The following is a 19,946-nucleotide window of genomic DNA, read 5'->3' on the forward strand; positions in this document are numbered from 1 at the left end:
CCCTCCGCAAGGCCGGCTGCCTCGCCGAGGGCTTCTGGCTACGCGATTTGTTAGAGAACTTCTGGCGACCTACTTAGAGGCGGATGCCGAAGTGCTCCGCCAGTACCCGGGCGCGAGCGTCCTCGCCCTCCACGGGGTGCTCCTCGCGGGTGGTGCCCCGGGTGAGGACGAGGGCGCCTTCCTTGAGGGTGACGCGGCCCTCCCGCGTCGCCCGGGTGCACAGGCGCCCCCGCGTGAAGATGGACTGGGGCGACGTCTGGTGGTGGTGGCACATGTCCACGAAGTCCCCGAGCGCGCGCGGGACGAGGGACAGGGAGTACTGCGGCTGCCAGCCGGAGTCGTCGCGCCGCAGGAGCATGAGCCGGTCGCCCTCGGGCGCCAGCCGGAAGTCGCGGCCGGCGCGTGTCTGCACGCCTCTCTCGTCCAGGCGCAGGGGCTCGAGGAAGCTGTCGCCGAAGCCCACGTCGACGAGCCACGTCCCCTCGCGGTCCTCCACCTGGAGCGTCAGGTGGTCGAACTCCGGGCCGAAGGTGCCGTCCCGGGGCTCGGTGGCTACGCGCGCGGACAGCGGCGTCACGCGCAGGCCGCGCGCGGTGAGCAGGCGGGAGAACAGCCCGTTGAGCTCGTAGCAGAAGCCGCCGCGCCGCCGGACGACGACCTTGTCGAAGAGCGCGTCCGGGTCCAGCTGGATGGGCCGGCCCAGGTGGATGTCCAGGTTCTCGAAGGGCACCGACTCCAGGTGGGCGCGCTGCAGCTCGGCGAGCGATGCGTGCGCGGGGGCGCCGATGCGTTCGAGGTAGCGGGCGGAGTCGAGCATGGCCCCATGTCTAGCGCGCTCGCGGGGCGCGCGCACCGTCTGCCCGCGTGGAGCGGGCTCCCTCTTGAACACGAGGGAGCCCGCACGGGCCCTCAGCGGGTGGGCGCCGCGGTGACCTGGGGCAGCTTGCCGATGAACGCGCGCACGCTGTCCTGGTGGAGGCGGTTGGACTCCACGCACAGCCGCACGGACTCCAGCGCCCGGGCGTAGGCGCGCGGCGCGCCCTCCAGCTTGTCGACGCGAGGCCCGAGGAAGGCCTCCATCTGCGCGCGGCTGGTGTCGTCGCACAGCGAGCCCGTCATCGCGATGAGCCAGCCCAGCTCATCCGAGCGGACGCGCGAGGCCAGCGCGTCGAAGTGCTCGCGGTAGAACTGCCACGCCACCGCCCGCGTCTCCGGCCCGCTGAACGCGCCCGCGAACAAGGGCCGCGCGTCGCGCACGTCGAACTCCGTCATCGCCAGCGTCAGGTTCTGCTTCACCAGCTCCGGGTCGCGGAAGGCCGACAGCGCGTTGATCATCTGGTTGCGCTCGTTGCGGTCCTCCGCCTTGCGCGCGCGGGTGAGGAGCTGCTCGTGGAGCGCGCGGTCGGAGTTGCGCGCCGCCACCGCCAGCGCCACCGGCACCGCCTCCGGGCTCACGCTGTCGCGCTGCGCCAGCCACTTCGTCACCAGGGCCTTGGCCTCGCGCGTGAGCGTGGGCTCGTCACCCATCATCGTCGCGAGCGACAGGAACAACGAGCGCGTCTGCTTCACCTCGTCGCTGTCGCCCTTCGCCGGCTGCCAGCCCAGCGCCCGGGCCCGCGCTCCGTAGAGCTTGCCCACCCAGGCGCGGAAGCGCTGCCGCTCGGCGGGCGTGAGCGAGTCCTCGCCCACCAGGTGCAAGAGGCGCGCGCCGCTCAGCGCGATGCCGCGGTCCGGGTCCTTCGCCGTGTCGTTCACCAGGGACAGCACCTCCCCGAGCCGCACGTCGCCCCGCTGCACCGCGCCCTCGATGTCCGCGAAGAAGGCCAGCCGCTCGGGCACCGTCAGCGACTTGCTGGCCACGCTGTTCACCTGCTGGAACTGCCGCAGCGTGTAGCTGGCGCGGTAGTAGCCCATGCCGCCCGCGTTGAGCAGCACCCACTGGGGGCAGCTCTTCATGGGCAGCTCCATCTCGCCGGTGCGCTCGGAGAGCAGCTGGCAGGCGCGCACGTCGCCCGCGCGGTCCCCGGCGCGCACGCACACGGGAACGGACCAGGTGGCGTCCTTGGACGCGGTGGAGCCCGCGGGCAGGAAGCGCTCCTGGGACAGCTTCAGGCGCGGCGCCTTGCCCGCGTCGCACACCAGCTGCGCGGAGATGTGGGGCGCGCCGGGCTGGTCGATGAAGTTGCGGAAGGAGCGCGCGACGTCGGGGCTCGCGGCCTGGGCGAGCGTGGCGGCGAAGTCATCCGACGTCGCCGTGCCCCACTCGTGCTTGCGGATGTGCGCGCGCAGGATGTCGCGCATCGTGTCCTCGCCCAGCCACGACTCGAACATGCCGATGATGGCGGAGCCCTTGGCGTAGGTGGTGGAGTTGTCGAACGAGCCGATGACCTCGTCATGCGTGTTGGCGGGCTTTCGCACCGGCAGCGCCGCGGCGAGCGCGTCCGCGCTCATGGCGCCCGCCAGCGCGTTGGTGCTCGCGTCCCGGCCGAAGCCCCAGCTCGGGTCGAACCCGTCCATCTGCTTGCGGTCCAGCCACGAGGTGAGCGACTCGTTCAGCCAGATGTCGTCCCACCAGCGGCAGGTGACGATGTTGCCGAACCAGTAGTGCCCCAGCTCGTGGCCCGCGATGTTGACGTACCACTTGCGCCGCTGGAGCGTCTCCTCGCCGGGGCGGATGAGCGTCAGGGGCTGCCCCAGGGCGACCAGGCCCGGGTGCTCCATGGTGCCCCAGTAGCGGGGCACCACCGCGACGTCGAGCTTCTCGTACGGGTACGCCTGGTCGAAGAAGTCCTCGAGCACGGTGACGATGCGCGGGGTGACGCTCGCGGCGTACGCCGTCTCCGCGCCGCGGCCCTTGGGGACGACGAAGCGCAGCGGCACCCTGTTGCGCCCGGTGGTGCCCGCGTCCACCACGTCGAACGGGCCCACCACGAAGGCGACGAGGTAGCTGGGCATGGGCTTGCTGTCGCGGAAGGTGATGCGCTGCAGGCCGTCCGGCAGCGTCTCCTTCGCCTCGATGGCGTGGTTGGCCAGCGCCACGTCCTCGGCCTTCACCGTGAAGCGCAGCTGCCAGGGCACCTTGAAGCCCGGCTCGTCGAAGCACGGGAAGGCGCGGCGCGCGTCCACCGGCTCGAAGAAGGTGTAGAGGTAGTTGTGGCCGCCCTCCTCCTGCGAGTACAGGCCCCGGCTGCGCTCCTTGTCGATTTGACCCGTGAAGGCGATGACGATGCGCGCCTTGCCCGCGGGCAGCGTCTCGGGCAGCAGCAGGCCCAGCCGGCCCTCGCTCGCGGTGACGGGCCTGGCCTCGAGCGCGCGGCCCTGCGTCTCGATGCGCGCGGAGGTGACCTCCAAATCCTGTCCGTGCAGCCAGACCTGGCGCACCGGCTCGCGCACGTCCACGTCGATGGTGACGGTGCCCGAGTGGGTGGACTCGGTGGAGATGAGCTTCAGGTCCAGCAGGTAGTGCAGGGGCTGGACGGTGTCCGGCAGGCGCAGCGCGGGGGGCTGGGCCTCGGGCCACTCGGGCGCCGCCGCCACCGTGGCCTCGGGCTTGGACGGCCCGGCGGACCCGGTGGCGTGGGTACAGTGGAGTGAGAGCAACGCGGGGACGAGGAGGAGGGAGTGCCAGCGCATGCCGCGAGGCTATCGCGCCCTCGACGATTGGCCACCGCGAAGCTTCCGTCCTGGATTCCGCGTGAGACAGGCAACGAACACCTGTCCCACGTCCGGACACGGAATGCGGGCCTGTCTCAGAAGCGGACGAGGAACGCGTCGTAGCTGCCCGCGTTGGTTCCGCCCAGGCTGCCGTAGGTGGAGCCCGTCACGTAGGCATTGCCGCTGGTGTCCACCGCCACGCCGCTGCCGACGTCGGGCAGGTGGGTGCCGACGACGCGCGTGCCCAGCTTGGTGCCCGAGCCGTCGTAGCGGGTGAGGAAGGCGTCCTGGCTGCCGGCGTACGGCTGGCCGTCCAGGGCGTTGGCCGTGTAGCCCGTGACGTTCACGGTGCCGTTGGCGGCCACGGCGACGCTGCTCGCGTAGTCGGGCTGCGCGCCGCCGAGCAGGCGGCTCCACTGGCGGTTGCCCACGGCGTCATAGCGGGCGAGCACCACGTCGATGGTGCCGGCGTTGGTGTGGCCGTCGATGGCGCCGAAGGTGTCGCCGACGAGGTAGGCGCCGCCGTCGGGGCTCACCGCCACGCCCTTGGCGTCATCGAGCTCGGAGAGGTCCAGCTGGCGCACCCACTGGGTGGCGCCGAGGATGTCCAGGCGCAGCAGGAACATGTCCGTGCCCGTGGGCGTGGTGGCGCCGTCGAGGCTGCCGCTCGTCTGGCCCACGACGTACACCTTATGGTCCGGCGTCACGGCGATGCCTCGCGCGATGTCGCTGCTCGTCGAGCCCAGCTGCCGGAGCCAGTACGGGTTTCCGGCGGAGTCGTAGAGGCCCACGAGGGCGTCGTAGTGGCCGGGGTTGCCGCCGTTGGCGAAGCTGCCGCCGGTGTAGCCGGAGAAGTACAGCGTGTCGTCCGCGCCGATGGCCAGGCCCGTGCCGAAGTCATCCATCTGCGTGCCCTGCTGGCGCACCCAGAGCTGCTGGCCCTGCGGGCTGTACTTGGCGATGAAGAAGTCATAGCCGCCGGCGTTCGTGTGGAAGCCCATCGAGCCGTACGTCCGGCCCGTCACGTACACGTTCCCCTCGGAGTCGGTGGCCGCGGCGGCGGGGCGGTCATCCTCGGGCGTGCCGAACTGGTGCACCCACTGCAGCGCGCCCGCGGTGTCGTACTTCGCGACGAAGACGTCGTTGCCGCCGGCCTTGGGCTCGGGGCCGAGCTGGCTGGTGGTGTTGCCCACGACATAGACGGCGGTGCCCGCGACGGCGACGGCGCGGGCCTGCTCGTCGAGGTTGGCGCCGAACTGCCGCGTCCACGAGGGCGCGGGGACCTGGGCCTGGACGGGGGCGGGGAGGCCCAGCGCGCACACGGCACCGGCGAGGGCGAACGAGCTCAACACGGGGAGCTTCATCACGGACTCCGTTTCGAAGAGGGGGGAAGCGAGCCGTGAAACGCGACGCGAAATGTCTCGTGACACGGCACTGATGCAAGAACACGGGACGGAAAGTCGCGGAAGATGGGTAATGAAAGACACGCGGGGTCCGCGCTGAATCCGGGCGTGAGTTGTCGTGGACCCGGTTGCAGTTGACGCGCTGTGACAGTTGCTGCGTCAGGTGGTGTTCAGGTCACGGTGAAGGCGCGGGCGAGGGTGAGGACCTCGACGCGGGTGGCGCCGGCGTCCAGGAGCGCGGTGGCCGCGGCGCGCGCGGTGGCGCCGGTGGTGAAGACGTCATCGAGGAGGAGCACGTCGTGCCCCGCGAGGTCGTCCGAGGCGACGAAGGCGTCCGCGACGTTGTCGGCGCGCTCGGCCTCGGTGAGGCCCACCTGTCGTTGGGTCTCCCGCGTGCGCGTGAGCAGCCCGACGGGGGCGCGCAGGCCCAGGTGTTTCGCCAGCGCGCCCGCGAGCAGTTGGGCCTGGTCGTACTTGCGCGCGTGGTAGCGGCGGGTGTGGAGCGGCAGCGCGACGACGAGGCGGGGCGCGCGGGTGAGGAAGCGGTGGGCCTCGGCCGCGAGCATCTCGCCGAGGGGCGCGGCCAGCTCCGGGTGGTCTTCGTACTTGAAGCGGTGGACGGCGCGGGCCACGGGGCCTTCGTGCGCGAACGGGGCCCAGGCGCGAGAGAAGGGTGGGGGAGCGGCGCGGCAGCGTGGGCACAGGCCGGCGGGGAACGGACCCGGCTCCGCGCAGGTGCGGCAGCACACGGGCGGCAGGCGCTCCACGGCGGTGTCGCAGGGCTCGCAGAAGAAGGCGCCGGGACCTGGGAGGACCTTCGCGCAGGCGATGCACGCGGGAGGGTAGAGCACGTCCAGCAGGGCCCTCAGCATGGGCGCGCGCTCGTGGACGCCCGCTGCGTGGAACCCCTGCTCCCGACTCGTGTCGTCCCCATCCCCATCGCCCGTTCCCCCACCGCCCGCTTGGGAACGCTAGGCGGCGGTGGAGGGGAGCGTCGAGTGGATTCGTGGGGCCCGGAGGGGCCGCGTGCTCAGGGCAGCACGCCCTGCCGGTTCATCTCCTTCGACTGCGGCAGGTTCATCACCTTGCACAGCGTGGGCGCGATGTCCGCGAGGATGCCGGGGCGCAGCTTCTGTCCCCGGAACGCCGGGTGGATGAGGTGGAAGGGCACCGGGTTCAGCGTGTGCGCCGTGTGCGGCTCGCCCGTCACCGGGTCCACCATCTGCTCGCAGTTGCCGTGGTCCGCCGAGATGGCCATCACCCAGCCGTTGCGCTCGCACGCCTTGCCGAGCACGCCCAGGCACTCGTCCACCACCCGCACCGCCTGCATCGCCGCGTCCAGCCGGCCGCTGTGCCCCACCATGTCCGGGTTGGCGAAGTTCGCCAGCGCGAAGTCATACGTCCCCGAGTCCAGCCGCCGCACCAGCTCCGCCGTCACCTCGCGCGCCGCCATCTCCGGCTTCAAGTCGTACGTCTTCACGTCGCGCGGACTCGGCACCAGGTGCCGGTCCTCACCCGGGTAGACGACCTCGCGCCCACCGTTGAAGAAGAACGTCACGTGCGCGTACTTCTCCGTCTCCGCCGTGCGGAACTGCCGCAGCCCCTGCCGCGCCAGAATCTCCGGGAAGATGTCCTGCGGCTGGTCCGGCGCGAACGCCACCGGCAGGTCGAAGGTCTCGTCGTACTGGGTCATGCACACGTACCGCCCCAGCCGGAGCCCGCCCCGGTCGAACTCCTTGAACGTCGGATACGCCAGGGCCTGCGTCAGCTCCCGCGCCCGGTCCGCGCGGAAGTTGAAGAACACCACCGTGTCCCCATCCTGGATGCGGCCCACGGGCGTCCCATCCCCGCTCGCCATCACCGTGGGCTTCACGAACTCGTCCGTCACCTTCTCCGCGTACGACGCGCGGATGGCGCTCAGCGCGTCCGGAGCCTTGGGGCCGCGCGTGTGCACCAGCGCCTCGTACGCCAGCTGCACCCGGTCCCACCGCTTGTCGCGGTCCATCGCGTAATAGCGCCCGCTCACCGTGGCGATGCGGCCCGTGTGCGTCTCGTGGAGGAAGCGCTCCAGCGCCTCCACGTAGCCCAGCGCGCTCTGCGGCGGTGTGTCACGCCCGTCCAGGAACGCGTGCACGTACACGTGCGGCACACCCCGCTCCCGCGCCGCCTTCAGGAGCGCGTACAGGTGCTCCATCGACGAGTGCACCCCACCCGGCGACACCAACCCCAACAGGTGCAGCGCCTTGCCGTCCGCCTTCACGCCGTCCATCGCCGCGCGGAGCACCGGGTTCTGCGCCAGCTCCCCCGACTCGGCCGCGCGGTTGATGCGCACCAGGTCCTGGTAGACGATGCGACCGGCGCCGATGTTGGTGTGGCCGACCTCCGAGTTGCCCATCTGCCCCTCGGGCAGACCCACGGCCAGCCCCGAGGTCTGTAGCTCGGTGAACGGGTAGGGGCTCGTCAGCTTGTCCAGGTTCGGCGTGCCGGCCAGGAGGATGGCGTTCGCCTCTCGCTCGTGGCGGATGCCCCAACCATCCAGGATGCAGAGCAATACCTTGTGCGCGGGAGTCATGCCCGAACCCTAACCACGCACCCGCCGGACGCGGAGGGGAAAAACGCGCTGCGACTCCAGGGCCGGCTTCTTCCCGCGGGCCCGCGCTACTCCTCGTGGGAGCGCGTCTTGTACGTCAGCACCGGCGCCAGCGTGGCCACCACCTTCACCAGCCCCGCCTCCACCAGGTCCGTCACCACCCGGTCGATGGCCTTGTACGCCTGCGGCGCCTCCTCGAAGAGCAGGTCCTTGTTCTCGCAGACGACGTGGCTCTTGAAGCTCGTCCGGGTGAGCGACTCCGCCGTGAAGCGCTCCTTGATGCGCTCCCGGGCCGCCGTGCGCGTCCACTTGCGCCCTGCGCCGTGCGCCAGGCTGTACGCGCTGCCCGTCCCATCCCCCACCGGCGCCACCAGATAGCTCAGCGCGCCACGACTGCCCGGAATCACCACGGGCCCCTCGTCCGCCGGCGCCGCCCCCTTGCGATGCAACCACCTCAGGGCCCCGTCCTCGCGTCGTGGGGTGACGCTGTTGTGGCAGACATCCAACACTCGCCGCGCCGGAGCGCCGATGCCATCCAGCACCCTGCGCGCCACCAGCGCCCGGTTGGCCCGGGCCCACGCCACCGCGTGGTCATGCCGCGCCAGGTACGCCCGCGCCTCGTCCGAGTCCGCCACCAGCCCGCCCGCCGCGTGCCGGTCCACGTGGGCCCGCAGAATCGCCTCGCCCAGTCCGCGCGAGCCCGAGTGCACCAGCAGCAGCAACCGGTCCGCCTCCAGCCCCAGCTCGGCGAAGGCCCGCGTGTCGTGCACCGCGTCCACCCGCTGCAGCTCGGCGAAGTGGTTGCCGCCGCCCACCGTGCCCAGCGTCCCCTCGAAGCCCGAGGGCTTCACCCCTTGCTCCGCCAGGAACCCCTCCACGTCACCGTTCCAGGGTCCCTCCACATCCAGCTTCGAGGCCCAGCGCTCGGCCTTCGACTTTCGCGCCAGCATCCCCACGTCCCACAACCCCATCCCACAGCCGATGTCGTTGCCCACCAGGTAGGGATAGAAGAGCCCCTCCGAGGTGAAGGCCGCGCCCACCGGCGCGCCCTTGCCCGGGTGCAGGTCCGGAAGTCCCACCGCGGCCTTCATGCCCGGCAGCCGCGCGACGGCCTCGAGCTGTCGCACCGCCTCCCCCTCCACCCACGACTGGGGCGAGGCGATGACGCGCACGGTGGCGGCGGGGGAGGGAAGGGAGGTCTCGGTGCTGGCGGTGCTCATGGGGCCCGTTGACGCCTCCTGTCCGACGGCCCTGACGCCAGCGCGCAAGGGGGCCAGGGAGGCCCGCCTGCCTACTTGTGGTACGGCTCACCCTTGAGGATGGTGAAGGCCCGGTACAGCTGCTCCACGAGCACCACGCGCGCGAGCCGGTGGGGCAGCGTCATCTTGGACAAGGACAGCGTCAGGTGGGCCTGGGCCCGCACGCTCTCGTCCAGGCCCTCGTCGCCGCCGATGACGAAGAGCAGGTCGCGCGAGCCCGTCTGCGCCTTGCCCACGTAGCGGCCCAGCTCCACCGAGTCGATGAGCGAGCCGCGCTCGTCCAGCGCCACCAGCCAGTCCTGCGGCTTTCGCTTCGCGAGGATGGCCTGGGCCTCCGCGGTCTTGGCGTCGCCGGGCTTGAGCTTCTTGCCGCTCGCCTCGGCGAGCTCCACCAGCTCGAAGCGGGTGTAGTGCCCCAGCCTCCGGGCATACTCCTGGACCGCCGGCTCGAAGAGGCCCGAGCGGTCCTTGCCGATGGAGAGCAGGCGGACCTTCAGGACACCTTCTCCCGGGCGGCGTCCGCCCAGAGACCCTCGAGGTCGTAGTGCGCGCGCAGGTCCGCGAGGAACAGGTGCGCCACCACCTCGCCGTAGTCGAGCAGCACCCACTGGCCCGTGTCCACGCCCTCGGTGCCCAGCGCGCGCTCGGGCGCGTCACCCTGCTTGAGCTGCACCTGGACGTTCTCCGCCATGGCGCTCACCTGGCGGTCGCTCTCGCCGGAGGCGATGACGATGTAGTCCGCGTACGACGTCATGCCCCGGACATCCAGGATGACGACGTCCAGCGCCTTCTTGTCGATGAGCAGCTGCGCCATGCGGCGCGCCAGGGCCTGCGCCTGGGGGTTCTCCGCGGGGCCCGTCTTCTGCTGCGGGGCGGCTGGCAGCTTCGCCTTCTTCTTGGGCCGCAGCGGCGTCTTGCCCGTCGTCTTCTTGCGCGCCGGGGCCTTGGCCTTGGCGGGCGCCTTGCTCGCGGCGACCGTCCTGCCCGTCGCCGACTTCTTGCCGCGCGCCGGCGCCTTCTTGGCCGCGCTCTTCTTCTTGGGGGTCGTCTTCTTCTTCGTTGCCATGTGCGGCGCACCCTACCGCACCCTTGGCAACACGCCATGGGTCCTCTAAGGGTCCTGTCCATGAGCGACGCCCGGCTGGAACAGTTCAAGAAGATGGTGGCGGACTTCCCCGACTCCCCCATGAGCCACTTCTCCCTCGGCAAGCTGTACTTGGACCGCAAGCAGTACGCCGAGGCCGCCGCCGCCCTGGAGCAGGCGGTGCGGCTGGATGGGACCTACGCGGCCGCCATGGTCTCCCTGGGGGACGCGCTGTCGGGCGCCGGGCAGTCCGAGCGCGCCCGCGAGGTGCTCACCCGGGCGAAGGAGCACGCCCTGGCCCAGGGACACCCGGGGCTCGCCGAGGAGATCGACGAGCGCATCTCCGACCTGGGCTGAGCCTCAGTCGCGCCAGGTGACGCCCACGCCGAACACCTGGCGGGAGTAGCTCAAGTCGTTGCGCGGCAGCCGCGTGCTCCACAGGCCCCAGGACAGCTCCAGGTCCACGCGCTCCGAGACGGGGCGCGCGAGCTTCAGGGACAGGGAGTTCTGCCCCTCGTCCTCCTCCACGAGGATGATCTCCGGCGACAAATAGATGCCGTCCGGGTAGCGCGTCACGCCCAGCGAGCCCTGAGCCAGCAGCGTCATCCGCCAGGGCAGCCGCACCCCGGCGTTCGCCGACACCCGGTGGCGCAGCACCGTCTCCCCGTAGCTGTTGGAGGAGACCTCCTGGTACGTGTAGCGCAGCCCCAGGGTCAGCGGCCCCCGGTAGTTGTAGCCGAAGCCCGCGGTGAGGGCGCCGTCCTCGCGCCGTCCCGGGGAGCTCTCCACGCCCGGGCGCGGGCGCGCCAGCGGCCCGTAGCGGCGCGCGCCCCAGTCGCCGAAGACGGACAGGCTGTGGCGCCGGTCGAAGCGGTAGCGCCCCAGCACCCCCAGCTCCAGCCCGCCGAAGTTCGCCGTGGGGTCCGGCCGGTAGACGAACCTGCGCGCGCCCGCGCGCACCCGCAGCGCCAGCCGCACGTCCGGGGCGTACTCCGCGAAGGCGCTCGCGCCCAAATCCGAGTACGCGCGGGTGCCGCCCCGCCGGTCCTTCGCGTGCCCCTCCGCGCCCAGGCCGAACTCCGTGCCCAGCGCCAGCGAGGCCTCGAGCGCGCCGGCCTGGATGAGCGTGTCCTCGTCGGAGAAGCCCGCGTACTTGCGCGCGCCCAGCTCGTAGCGGCCGACGAGCTGCGTGCGCTCGAACGTCCCCTTCCCCTCGGCCGAACCCAGCACGCTCAGCGCCGGGTCCACTCCGGGCGAAGGCGTGCTGCCGTCGGTGAAGTCGCGCGGGGCGTTGGTGTCCGCCAGCAGCCGCAGGGTGCCCTTGAGCGCGCCCTCCCACTCGGCCGCGGACGCGGGGCGGGCGGTGGCGAGCACCAGGAACACCAGGAGGGTAGGGCGGACGCGGGACACGACGCGGGGCACCATACCCGGCCTCGTGCCTGCACGCCCCACTCGCGGGAGGACGGGCCCGGCCGGTTGGCTGGCGACGGTGACGACACGGCTCGCGCCCGGTACATTGCTGGAATGCGCCCTGCCTCACTTCTCGCCGCGGCGGTCGGCCTCGGGCTGGCCGCCTGCGCCCAGTCGACGTTCATCACCGAGGTGAGGGGCGAGACGACCGTGCCCGCGAGCCTGCCGGGCGGCAGCACCGAGCTCAACGCCTTCCCCCCCATCAGCAGCTTCGCGGGGATGGACTTCGACCAGAACCAGGACTTCAAGAACCAGGGGCTCTCCAAGAGCGAGGCCACCTCCGTCCACGTCGACTCGCTCTCGCTCCAGATTCTCAGCCCCAACGACGTGGACTTCACCTTCCTGGACAACGTGGAGTTCTTCGTCCGCGCCGGAGACCGTGAGTCGCGCATCGCGTGGAAGAACGACCTGTCCCGTGGCAGCCCGCGCGCGCCCAACCCCACGCTGCGGCTGGACCTGGCGGACGTGGAGCTGCAGCCCTTCGTCGCCGCGCCCACCATGAGCATCATCATCCGCGGCAAGGGCCGGACGCCCGAGCGCGAGGTGCGGCTGCGCGCGGTGGTGCGGCTGGAGGTCGAGTCCGGGCTGCTCTAGCCCGAGGGCGGCCCTACTTCGTCAGCTCCTGCGCGCGGCGCTCCAGCGCGCCGGCCCGGCCATCCAGCTCCCCGGCCAGGGCCTCCAGGCGCCTGGCCTCGGCCTCCATCGCCGTGAGGTCCACCGGACCTCCGGCGGCCAGGTCCTGGGCGCGCACCCCGTCCACCAGGGGGCGGCGGTCCGTGGCGCGGACGGACATGGGCTCGGGGCGGCCCGTGGTGGGCGTCCCGGGGGTGTCCGGCATGGAGGGCTCCGGGGGCGCGCCCGTGCCCGGGTTGCCCGACATGGGCGGCGCGTCGCTGTCGCCGCTGGCCTCCTGGAACAGGCCACCGCCGCGGTCGCTGGGCTCCACCCGCAGGCTCCGGTCCGAGCTCATCCTGAGCCGCAGCCGCCGGTCCTGCTCGTCGAACATCGACTCCTCGCCCAGGAAGTCGCTCATCCGGCGGTCCAGGTCGCGCTCCTCGCGTGCCTCGGTGATTCGCGCGCGCATCAGCTTGAGCCGCTCGCGCACCTTGTCCTCGGCGTCGCGCAGGGTGTCCGCCTGCTCCAGCAGGTCCTCCGGGTCGTCGCCGCCCGTCGTCGTCCTGTCCAGCGTGGGGACCTTGGAGGCCGGCAGCGCCAGGCGCACCGAGTCGCGCTCGGTGCGCGTGGTGCGCATCACCTCCAGCAGCGTGGCTCGCTGGGCGCGGTCCACCGTCTTGTCCCAGGCCGTCATCAGCCGCCCGAGCTCCTCCGACAGCGCCTGGTGCAGCGCCACGTGCGCGCGCTCCGACTCGCCCTCGGCCGTGGACACCGCCTGCGCCAGCTGGGTGAGCGAGCCGCTCAGCTCCTGCGAGCGCCTCAGCGCCGTCTCCAGCTCCGTGCCCGTGGTCAGCCGCCCCTGGGCACGGGCCTTCAGCGCCTCGATGCGCTCGGCCACGCCCTGCAGCTCGTCGCGCAGCGTCTGCTGCTGGGTCCTCAGCGCCCGCGCTTCCGTCCTCGCCACCTGCGCCCGCGCGCGCGCCGCCTCCAGGCCGGACGCGGCCCAGGCGGGCACGCCCACCAGCAGGCACAACGCGAGGACGAGGGAGCGGGGGTTCATCAACACGCCCCCAGGAGCAAGGCGGATGCCAGCCCCGTGGCGCCCCCGTGTCCCCGCCTCGCGCGAAAAGCGCTGGGATTCCAGGCGTCTGGGCGCGCCGGGTGGGACGGGGTGGGGAGGGGGGGCCGGTGGAAAGTCATGGGGCGTGGGCCTGGGGTCACGGATTTCCGAGGATCACCCCTCCTCGGGCGCGGTGCCCTTGGGGAGGAAGCCATACTTCTCCAGCTTGTAGTACAGCGCCGACGTCTTGATGCCCAGCAGGCGGGCGGTCTCCGTCTTCACCCCGCCGGCCTTCTCGTAGGCGCGGGCGATGAGCTGCCGCTCCAGGTCCTCCAGGATGTCCGGCAGGGGCCTGTCGCCGTGCGGCACCGGCAGCCCCGCGTCCATGCGCGGCGTGCCGCCGGTGAGGTGGCCGGGCAGGTCCTGGGCGGTGAGCACCTCCCCTTCCGCGAAGACGAGCGCCTGCTCCACCACGTTCTCCAGCTCGCGCACGTTGCCGGGCCACGCGTGGCGGGCCAGGGCGCGCAGGGCGCCCTCGTCCAGCCCCGTCACCCGGCGGTTGACGCGCACCGCGTGCTTGGCGACGAAGTGGCGCGCCAGCGCGGCGATGTCCTCTGGGCGCTCGCGCAAAGGCGGCAGCACCAGCGGGACGATGTGCAGCCGGTAGTACAGGTCCTCGCGGAAGCGGCCCGCCTTCACCTCGGCCTGCAAATCCCGGTGCGTGGCGCTCACCACGCGCACGTCCACCTTGAGCGTCTCCTCGCCGCCCACGCGCTGGATCTCCTTCTCCTGGAGCACGCGCAACAGCTTGGTCTGCACCGCGTGGGGAATCTCCCCGATTTCGTCGAGGAAGAGGGTGCCGCCGTCGGCCAGCTCGAAGCGGCCCAGCTTGCGCTTCACCGCGCCGGTGAAGGCGCCGCGCTCGTGGCCGAACAGCTCGCTCTCCAGCAGCGTCTCCGCCAGCGCCGCGCAGTGCACCACGACGAAGGGCCCGTCCTTGCGCGGGGACTGCTGGTGCAGCATGCGCGCGATGAGCTCCTTGCCGGTGCCGCTCTCGCCGCGAACGAGCACCGTGGCGTCGCTCATCGCCGCCTTGCGCGCCTGGGAGAGCAGCTTCTGCATGGGCTCGCTGTCGCCCACCAGGCTGCCGTGCGTCAGGGCCGCGTCCGCGTCGTGCGCGGCGGTGCGCCCCTCCAGCTTCTCCACGCGCCGGCGGGTGCTCGCCAGCTCCAGCCCCTTGTCCACCTTGGCGCGCAGCACGTCGGGCGTGAAGGGCTTGGTGATGAAGTCGTAGGCGCCCTCCTGCATGGCCCGCACGGCCGTCTCAATCGTGCCGAAGGCCGTCACCACCATGACGACGGCGGAGGCGTCCAGCGCCTTGAGGGCCTGGGTGACGGCGATGCCGTCCATGCCGTCCATCTTCAAATCCGTGACGACCAGGTCGAACGGGGCCTTGCGGTATGCGGCCAGCCCGTCCGCGCCGCCGCGCACCGCGGACACGGCGTGCCCGGAGCGCGTGAGCGTGACGGTCATCCCCTCGCGGAGGGTGTCGTGGTCGTCGATGACGAGAATGCGCGCCATGCAGGTGCTTGCCCTCAGGTCCTCATGCCAGCGGGGCCGGCCGCCCCGGGTGCGTCCGCATGAGAACACACCCGGCCAGAACCCTACACCGCCCCGGGCGGGCCGGCCGCTTCCAGAAGGCGCTGGCGTGTGAGGGCCCGCCGGGGATACGTGGTCGCGCATGGAATCCCAGAACGCCCACGCCCTGCGGGAGCTCCTGGCGCGCCACGTCCCCGGGGACGACAAGGAGCGCCAGGACCTGGAGCGGATGCGCCACCACGCGGCCACGCTCGCCTCGCCCTTCTCCCGCGCGCAGGCCACGGCGCACTTCACCGGCAGCGCGGTGGTGGTGGACCCCCGGGGCGAGCGCGTGGTGATGGTGCTGCACGGCAAGCTCCACCGGTGGCTGCAGCCGGGCGGACACGCGGACCCGGCGGACGGCGGCGACATGGAGGCCACCGCCCTGCGCGAGGCGCGCGAGGAGACCGGCTGCCGCGTGGTGCTCCACCCCACCGCGCCCCGCCCGCTGGACGTGGACGTCCACACCATCCCCGCGCGCCGCGACGAGCCGGAGCACCAGCACCTGGACGTGCGCTACCTCGTCGTGGCCGAGGACCCGGAGTCGCTCGCGCACGACCCCCACGAGTCCTCCGGCGCGCAGTGGCTCACCTGGGACGAGGCGCTCGCCCGCGCGGACGAGGCGCCGCTCCAGCGCATGCTGGAGAAGGCGCGCCGCCAGGTGGCCCGCACCCCGTGACGGCGGGCGCGAGTCGCCGTCGGTCGGAGAGACAGGCCCGCTGTGGGGCACGCGACGCCTCCAGGTGCCCCCGGCTGAAATCTGAAACAAGGCGGTGAGAAAAGCGTCGGGCGACGACAGTCGCGTGGCCCCGTGGAGGTGCTGTCACCACTATGGGGCCGCCCTGGCGGGTGAGGGGGGCCATGTCGGTCTGGAACCCGCCGGGTGCAGGAGCCTCGTGCCGCCATGTCGTCTTCCGAGCAGGAAGTGCGCAGCCTCACGTCTCGTGTGCCCGTGCGTCGCTATGGGCCTCCGCCGCTGAACCCGTCGGCGCATCCCCGCTGGCTCGAGTCCATGCTGGATGCGACCCGCCGGGACTGGGACGCGGCGTGCTGGCCTCCGCTGTTCCGCGCCACCGCCGAGGGCCGGCGCCCGCCGTTGGTGTACTGGCGCCGCGTGCTGTCGCAGTTCTTCCTCATCGTCGAGTCCTTCCCCAAGTACATGGCCCTGTCGCTGGCCAAGACGACATACGGCCGCTCCGAGGGGGACGCGAGCATCCGCCGCTGGCTCCTGCAGAACCTGGCCGTGGAGGCGCGCCACGCGGAGTGGTTCATCGACTGGGTGCGCGCGCTCGGCCTGGAGCCGGAGGCGCTCTTCCAGGTGCGGCCGCTGCCGGAGCTCCAGGCGCTGCACGCGCACCTGCGAGACACCTGTGCCCGGGGCACGCTGGCGGAGGGCATCGCCGCGTCCAACTGGGCCATCGAGGGCATCACCGGCGTGTGGACGCGCGACGTGGTGGAGCCCTTCCGCGCCTATGCCGCGGACGGCGCGCGCATCGACGCCAGCGCGATGATGTGGCTCAAGGCGCACGCTCGCTATGACGACCTGCACCCGGTGGAGGCGCTCGAAATCCTCAAGCTCTGCACGGACCCCACCGGGGACGAGCCTGCCCGGGTGCTCGACGCCACGCGCAAGTCCCTGCGCCTGTATACCTCCGCCATCCGCGCCTGCTGTGTGGATTGAGGCTGAAATCGCCGCGTCTGTCTTCTTGCTCAACCTTTCCGGGGGAGGTTGATTTCCAGATTGTGTATGCCTTTCGACGAGCGCCCGGCTGACGGGAGTGCAATGTCTGGAACCGGGCGTGCGCCGCTCGCTTTCGTCTCGACGACGTGCGGAGAATGGGGTCGTCCGCCATCCCTCCATTCCTGGACTCACCGCGTCCCCTGGCCGGAGGCGCGGGAAGGCAATCCCGCATGAGCATCGAAGATTCGTTGATTCGCGAGTATCGCTGGCGCGCGCTCAGGGTGTTCATGTCCTGGGTGGTCCCCGCGGCGCCCATCGCGGCGTACCTCAACGGCATGTCCATGGGCGTCGCCGGGTGGGAGGGCGTGAGGGCGGTGGCGTGGGTGCTGCCGCCCATCCTGGTGGGCCTGGGGATGCTCTACCCCGCGCTGCTGATGCGGTGGATGGTGGGCAACGCGCTGCGCTCGCGCGCGGGCGACAAGCCGGGTGAGCGACTGGAGCGCATCCTGCGGCTGCCGTGGCGCGTGGCGGTGGGGACGTCGTGGGTGGGGTGGACGCTGGGGGGCTTCTGGTTCAGCCTCCACGTGTGCCTGACGTGGCACAAGGATTTGTCGCAGGTGGTGCTGGGGACCATCATCGGCGTGTGCTGTGGCGTGCTGCTGGGCTTTCCCATCAGCGTCTCGCTGGAGCGGATGTTGTTGCCGCTGGCGCTGGAGGAGCAGCGCAAGCACGCGACGGTGGCGCTGGCGGGCGGCGGCTTCTCGTGGCCCCGGCAGGCGTGGTTCCTGCCCTTCACCTTCGGCGGCTCCATCATCTCCGCGCTGGTGCTCAGCGGCTGCGTGGTGGTGGTGAAGCTGGAGGCCATCCGGGACACGCTGGCGCTGGAGCTGGAGTCGGAGGGCGCGCGGCGCTCGGCGCGGATGCTGATGGAGCTGGGCGGGGTGCTGGCGGGGGAGCTGACGTTCAGCCTGGCGTGGGTGGGCGGGCTCCTGCTGCTGCCGGGCATCACCATGTGGATGCTGGCGCGCAGGCAGGCGCGGGCGGCGGACGCGGTGGGGCAGGCGATTGAGTCCGTGGCGGCGGGGCGCGTGGTGGCGCCCGCGTGGGTGTCCACGGACGAGATGGGGGACCTGGCCGAGGGCATGAACGCGGTGCTGGCGCGGCTGCGTCAGCTTCCCCTGACGCTGCAGGCCTCGGCGGCGCGGCTGGGAGAGGCGGGCGGGCACCTGCGCGCGGCGAACGACGCGCAGCAGCAGAGCCTGTCGAAGCAGTCGGCGGCGCTGCACCAGGCGCAGGTGACGTCGGAGGAGATACGGCGCACTTCGAGCATGGCGGCGGACCGGGCGGAGGCGGTGCTGCAGGTGGCCCGGCGCGCGGAGGCGCTGGGGCTGCAGGGCGAGGCGGCGGTGGAGAAGAGCGTGGCGGGGCTGGCGGACATCCGCGGCGCGGTGGACGGCATCCAGCAGCGGCTGGACAAGCTGGCCCGGAGCGCCTCGCTGATTGGCGACATCACGGAGACGGTGAAGGACCTGGCCGCCCAGTCGCACCTGCTCGCGGTGAACGCGGCCATCGAGGCGGCGCGCTCGGGGGAGCAGGGCAAGGGCTTCGCGGTGGTGGCCCGCGAGGTGCGGGCGCTGGCGGACCAGTCGCTGCAGTCCACGCGGCGCATCCGCGACGTGCTCCAGGACGTCAGCGTGGGCATCCAGGACGCGGCCCGCATGGGCGAGCAGGGCGTGCGCACCATCGGCACGGGGCTGGACCAGATGCGGGCGTCGGGCGACTCGCTGCGGGCCTTGTCGCTGATGTCGCAGGAGAACTCGGCCGCGGCCCGGCAGATTGCCGCCGCCGTGACGCAGCAGAACGCGGGCATCTCGCAGATCTCCATCGCCGTCTCGGACCTGTCGCAAATCATGGACGAGACGATGAAGCGCCTGGAGTCCACGCAGGAGGCCACGAGCACGCTCGCGCAGGTGTCCGGCGAGGTGGGGCAGATGGCGCGTCAGTTCAACGAGGCGGGCTGACGGCGCCCAACGGCAGCGTCAGGGTGAAGGTGGTGTCGCCCGGCGTGGACGTCAGGTGCAGCTCGCCCCCGTGGGCGCGGGCAATCTTGCGCGCCAGGGGCAGGCCCAGGCCGGTGCCCTTCTCCCGGGTGGTGAAGAAGGGCTCGAAGATGCGCTCCTTCTGGAGGTCGGGCACGCCCGCGCCGACGTCGTGGACCTGGATGGCGTAGCGCCCGTCGCGCACGGCGCCGTGGATGCGCACGTGGCCTCCGGATGGCGAGGCCTGCACGGCGTTCTTCACCAGGTTCAAGAGGGCGGCGGTGAGCAGGCTGCCGTCGGCCTCCAGCAGGGCGGGAGAGGCGTCCACGTCCAGGACCACGTTCCGGGACTGGGCCTCCGCGGAGGACAGCTCGCTGACGATGGACAGCAGCGCGGGGGCCTCCACGGGCGCGCGGGCCAGGGGCTGCTCGCGGGCGAAGGCGAGGAAGTCCTCGACGATGCGCTGCAGGAAGGCCACCTCGCGCTGGATGCGCTCGACGTGCGCGCGCGCGTCCTCGTGGGCGCCGGCGCGGAGGTCCTCCTGGAGCAGGCCGGAGAACAGGGCGATGCCGCCCAGGGGGTTTCGCACCTCGTGGGCGACGCCCGCGAGCATCATCTTGAGCTGTCTGTCCCGGCCCTCCAGCGCGCCGCGCATCTCCTCCAGCTCGCGCGCGAGCACGCCGATTTCGCGCGTGGGCTCGGGCGGCACGGGCGTGGTGAGGTCGCCCCGGCCGATGCGCAGGGCGGAGTCCATCAGCCGGCGCAGGGGGCGCGCGAGGCCCCGCGCGGTGAGCAGCGCGACGACGGCGAGCGCGGCCAGGGCGAGCGCGCCCATGATGGCGAAGGTGCGCGACAGCCGCTGCAGGGGGCCGAAGAAGGCCGCGCTGCCCTCCACGCCCACCGCGCCCACCACCTGGCCCGCCAGGGTGATGGGGGCATAGCCCGTCTTGTAGAGGCGTCCGTCGGAGCCGGTGAAGAGCACCTGGCTGGCGGCGTGCTGGCCGGCGAAGACGCGCGCCAGCTCCAGCCTGTCGCGCGCGAGCTCCGGCACCTCCGCGCCCACGGGCAGGCCGCCGCCCACGTCCGCGCGGACGCGGCCCTGGACGTCGACGGCGAAGACGCGGCGCACGTTGCTGGCCTCGCGCACGCCCTCGAGCAGGCGCACCACGTTGCGCCAGGTGCGGGTGCCGCCCACGTCGTCGCCGGGTTCGATGGTGAGCATGCGCTCGCCGTTGAGCTGGCTGGCGGTGGCGGCGGCGATGTTGGAGAGGCTGGTGCCCAGCTCCTCCTCGAGGATGGCGCGCGCCAACTGGTACACCGCCGTGCCCGTCACCGCGAGGATGAGCAGGGTGGGGACGAGGAACGCCGCCAGCAGCCGCGTCGACAACAGGTGCGGGACGTCCCGCCAGCGGAAGGTGTCTCGGCGCTCCGGGCTCATGCGTGGGCCGGACTC

17 protein-coding genes are annotated in these 19,946 nt (G+C 72.1%); 5 read left to right on the forward strand and 12 right to left on the reverse strand.

The window, feature by feature from the left end; translation table 11 throughout:
- Positions 1-73: 73 nt before the first annotated feature.
- From K8625_RS31240 to rsfS, 8 genes are all read right to left on the reverse strand, one after another.
- Positions 74-817: an arylamine N-acetyltransferase gene (locus K8625_RS31240; protein WP_223784768.1), complete on the reverse strand. Its 744-nt coding sequence runs from the start codon at positions 815-817 to the stop codon at positions 74-76.
- Between the two features lie 92 nt (positions 818-909).
- On the reverse strand, positions 910-3,633 hold the full coding sequence (locus tag K8625_RS31245) for a M1 family metallopeptidase (RefSeq protein WP_223784769.1): 2,724 nt from the start codon (positions 3,631-3,633) through the stop codon (positions 910-912).
- 116 nt (positions 3,634-3,749) lie between these two features.
- Positions 3,750-5,018, reverse strand: a complete 1,269-nt coding sequence (locus K8625_RS31250; RefSeq protein ID WP_223784770.1) for an SBBP repeat-containing protein — start codon at positions 5,016-5,018, stop codon at positions 3,750-3,752.
- A gap of 209 nt (positions 5,019-5,227) precedes the next feature.
- Entirely contained in the window at positions 5,228-5,929 is a 702-nt protein-coding gene (locus K8625_RS31255) for a ComF family protein (RefSeq protein ID WP_223784771.1), read from the reverse strand.
- Positions 5,930-6,087: 158 nt separating this feature from the next.
- Positions 6,088-7,629 carry a 2,3-bisphosphoglycerate-independent phosphoglycerate mutase gene (gpmI, locus tag K8625_RS31260; protein WP_223784772.1) on the reverse strand — a complete coding sequence of 514 codons (1,542 nt, stop codon included), beginning with the start codon at positions 7,627-7,629 and terminating at the stop codon, positions 6,088-6,090.
- 86 nt (positions 7,630-7,715) lie between these two features.
- Positions 7,716-8,867, reverse strand: a complete 1,152-nt coding sequence (locus K8625_RS31265) for an RNA ligase RtcB family protein (RefSeq protein WP_223784773.1) — start codon at positions 8,865-8,867, stop codon at positions 7,716-7,718.
- A gap of 71 nt (positions 8,868-8,938) precedes the next feature.
- On the reverse strand, positions 8,939-9,403 hold the full coding sequence (locus K8625_RS31270; protein WP_370642004.1) for a 23S rRNA (pseudouridine(1915)-N(3))-methyltransferase RlmH: 465 nt from the start codon (positions 9,401-9,403) through the stop codon (positions 8,939-8,941).
- Positions 9,400-9,972: a ribosome silencing factor gene (rsfS, locus tag K8625_RS31275; RefSeq protein WP_223746282.1), complete on the reverse strand. Its 573-nt coding sequence runs from the start codon at positions 9,970-9,972 to the stop codon at positions 9,400-9,402. Before rsfS ends, K8625_RS31270 begins: the two co-directional genes overlap by 4 nt.
- 60 nt (positions 9,973-10,032) lie before the next feature.
- Here rsfS and K8625_RS31280 point away from each other — a divergent pair, with 60 nt between their 5' ends.
- Positions 10,033-10,347, forward strand: a complete 315-nt coding sequence (locus tag K8625_RS31280) for a tetratricopeptide repeat protein (RefSeq protein WP_223784775.1) — start codon at positions 10,033-10,035, stop codon at positions 10,345-10,347.
- A gap of 3 nt (positions 10,348-10,350) precedes the next feature.
- Here K8625_RS31280 and K8625_RS31285 read toward each other — a convergent pair whose 3' ends face one another.
- Positions 10,351-11,415 carry a hypothetical protein gene (locus K8625_RS31285; RefSeq protein WP_223784776.1) on the reverse strand — a complete coding sequence of 355 codons (1,065 nt, stop codon included), beginning with the start codon at positions 11,413-11,415 and terminating at the stop codon, positions 10,351-10,353.
- Positions 11,416-11,514: 99 nt separating this feature from the next.
- Here K8625_RS31285 and K8625_RS31290 point away from each other — a divergent pair, with 99 nt between their 5' ends.
- Positions 11,515-12,054, forward strand: a complete 540-nt coding sequence (locus K8625_RS31290; RefSeq protein ID WP_223746285.1) for a hypothetical protein — start codon at positions 11,515-11,517, stop codon at positions 12,052-12,054.
- Between the two features lie 13 nt (positions 12,055-12,067).
- Here K8625_RS31290 and K8625_RS31295 read toward each other — a convergent pair whose 3' ends face one another.
- Both K8625_RS31295 and K8625_RS31300 read right to left on the reverse strand, forming a co-directional pair.
- Positions 12,068-13,135, reverse strand: a complete 1,068-nt coding sequence (locus tag K8625_RS31295) for a TetR family transcriptional regulator (RefSeq protein WP_223784777.1) — start codon at positions 13,133-13,135, stop codon at positions 12,068-12,070.
- Positions 13,136-13,309: 174 nt separating this feature from the next.
- Positions 13,310-14,716: a sigma-54 dependent transcriptional regulator gene (locus K8625_RS31300; RefSeq protein ID WP_223784778.1), complete on the reverse strand. Its 1,407-nt coding sequence runs from the start codon at positions 14,714-14,716 to the stop codon at positions 13,310-13,312.
- 160 nt (positions 14,717-14,876) lie between these two features.
- On the opposite strand from K8625_RS31300, the gene K8625_RS31305 reads away from it, so the two are divergent.
- From K8625_RS31305 to K8625_RS31315, 3 genes are all read left to right on the forward strand, one after another.
- Entirely contained in the window at positions 14,877-15,452 is a 576-nt protein-coding gene (locus K8625_RS31305; protein ID WP_223746288.1) for an NUDIX hydrolase, read from the forward strand.
- A gap of 225 nt (positions 15,453-15,677) precedes the next feature.
- Positions 15,678-16,454, forward strand: coding sequence for a TenA family transcriptional regulator (locus K8625_RS31310; protein WP_223746289.1), 777 nt, complete (start codon positions 15,678-15,680; stop codon positions 16,452-16,454).
- A gap of 230 nt (positions 16,455-16,684) precedes the next feature.
- Positions 16,685-18,475 carry a methyl-accepting chemotaxis protein gene (locus tag K8625_RS31315; protein WP_223746290.1) on the forward strand — a complete coding sequence of 597 codons (1,791 nt, stop codon included), beginning with the start codon at positions 16,685-16,687 and terminating at the stop codon, positions 18,473-18,475.
- On the opposite strand, the gene K8625_RS31320 is transcribed toward K8625_RS31315, so the two are convergent.
- The gene (locus K8625_RS31320) at positions 18,459-19,931 is read right to left on the reverse strand and encodes an ATP-binding protein (RefSeq protein ID WP_223784779.1); all 1,473 of its coding nucleotides are present in this window, start codon (positions 19,929-19,931) and stop codon (positions 18,459-18,461) included. The two genes, K8625_RS31315 and K8625_RS31320, sit on opposite strands and share 17 nt — an antisense overlap.
- Positions 19,932-19,946: the final 15 nt, after the last annotated feature.

This window comes from Myxococcus sp. AS-1-15 (genome assembly GCF_020037055.1).
Lineage (GTDB): Bacteria > Myxococcota > Myxococcia > Myxococcales > Myxococcaceae > Myxococcus > Myxococcus fulvus.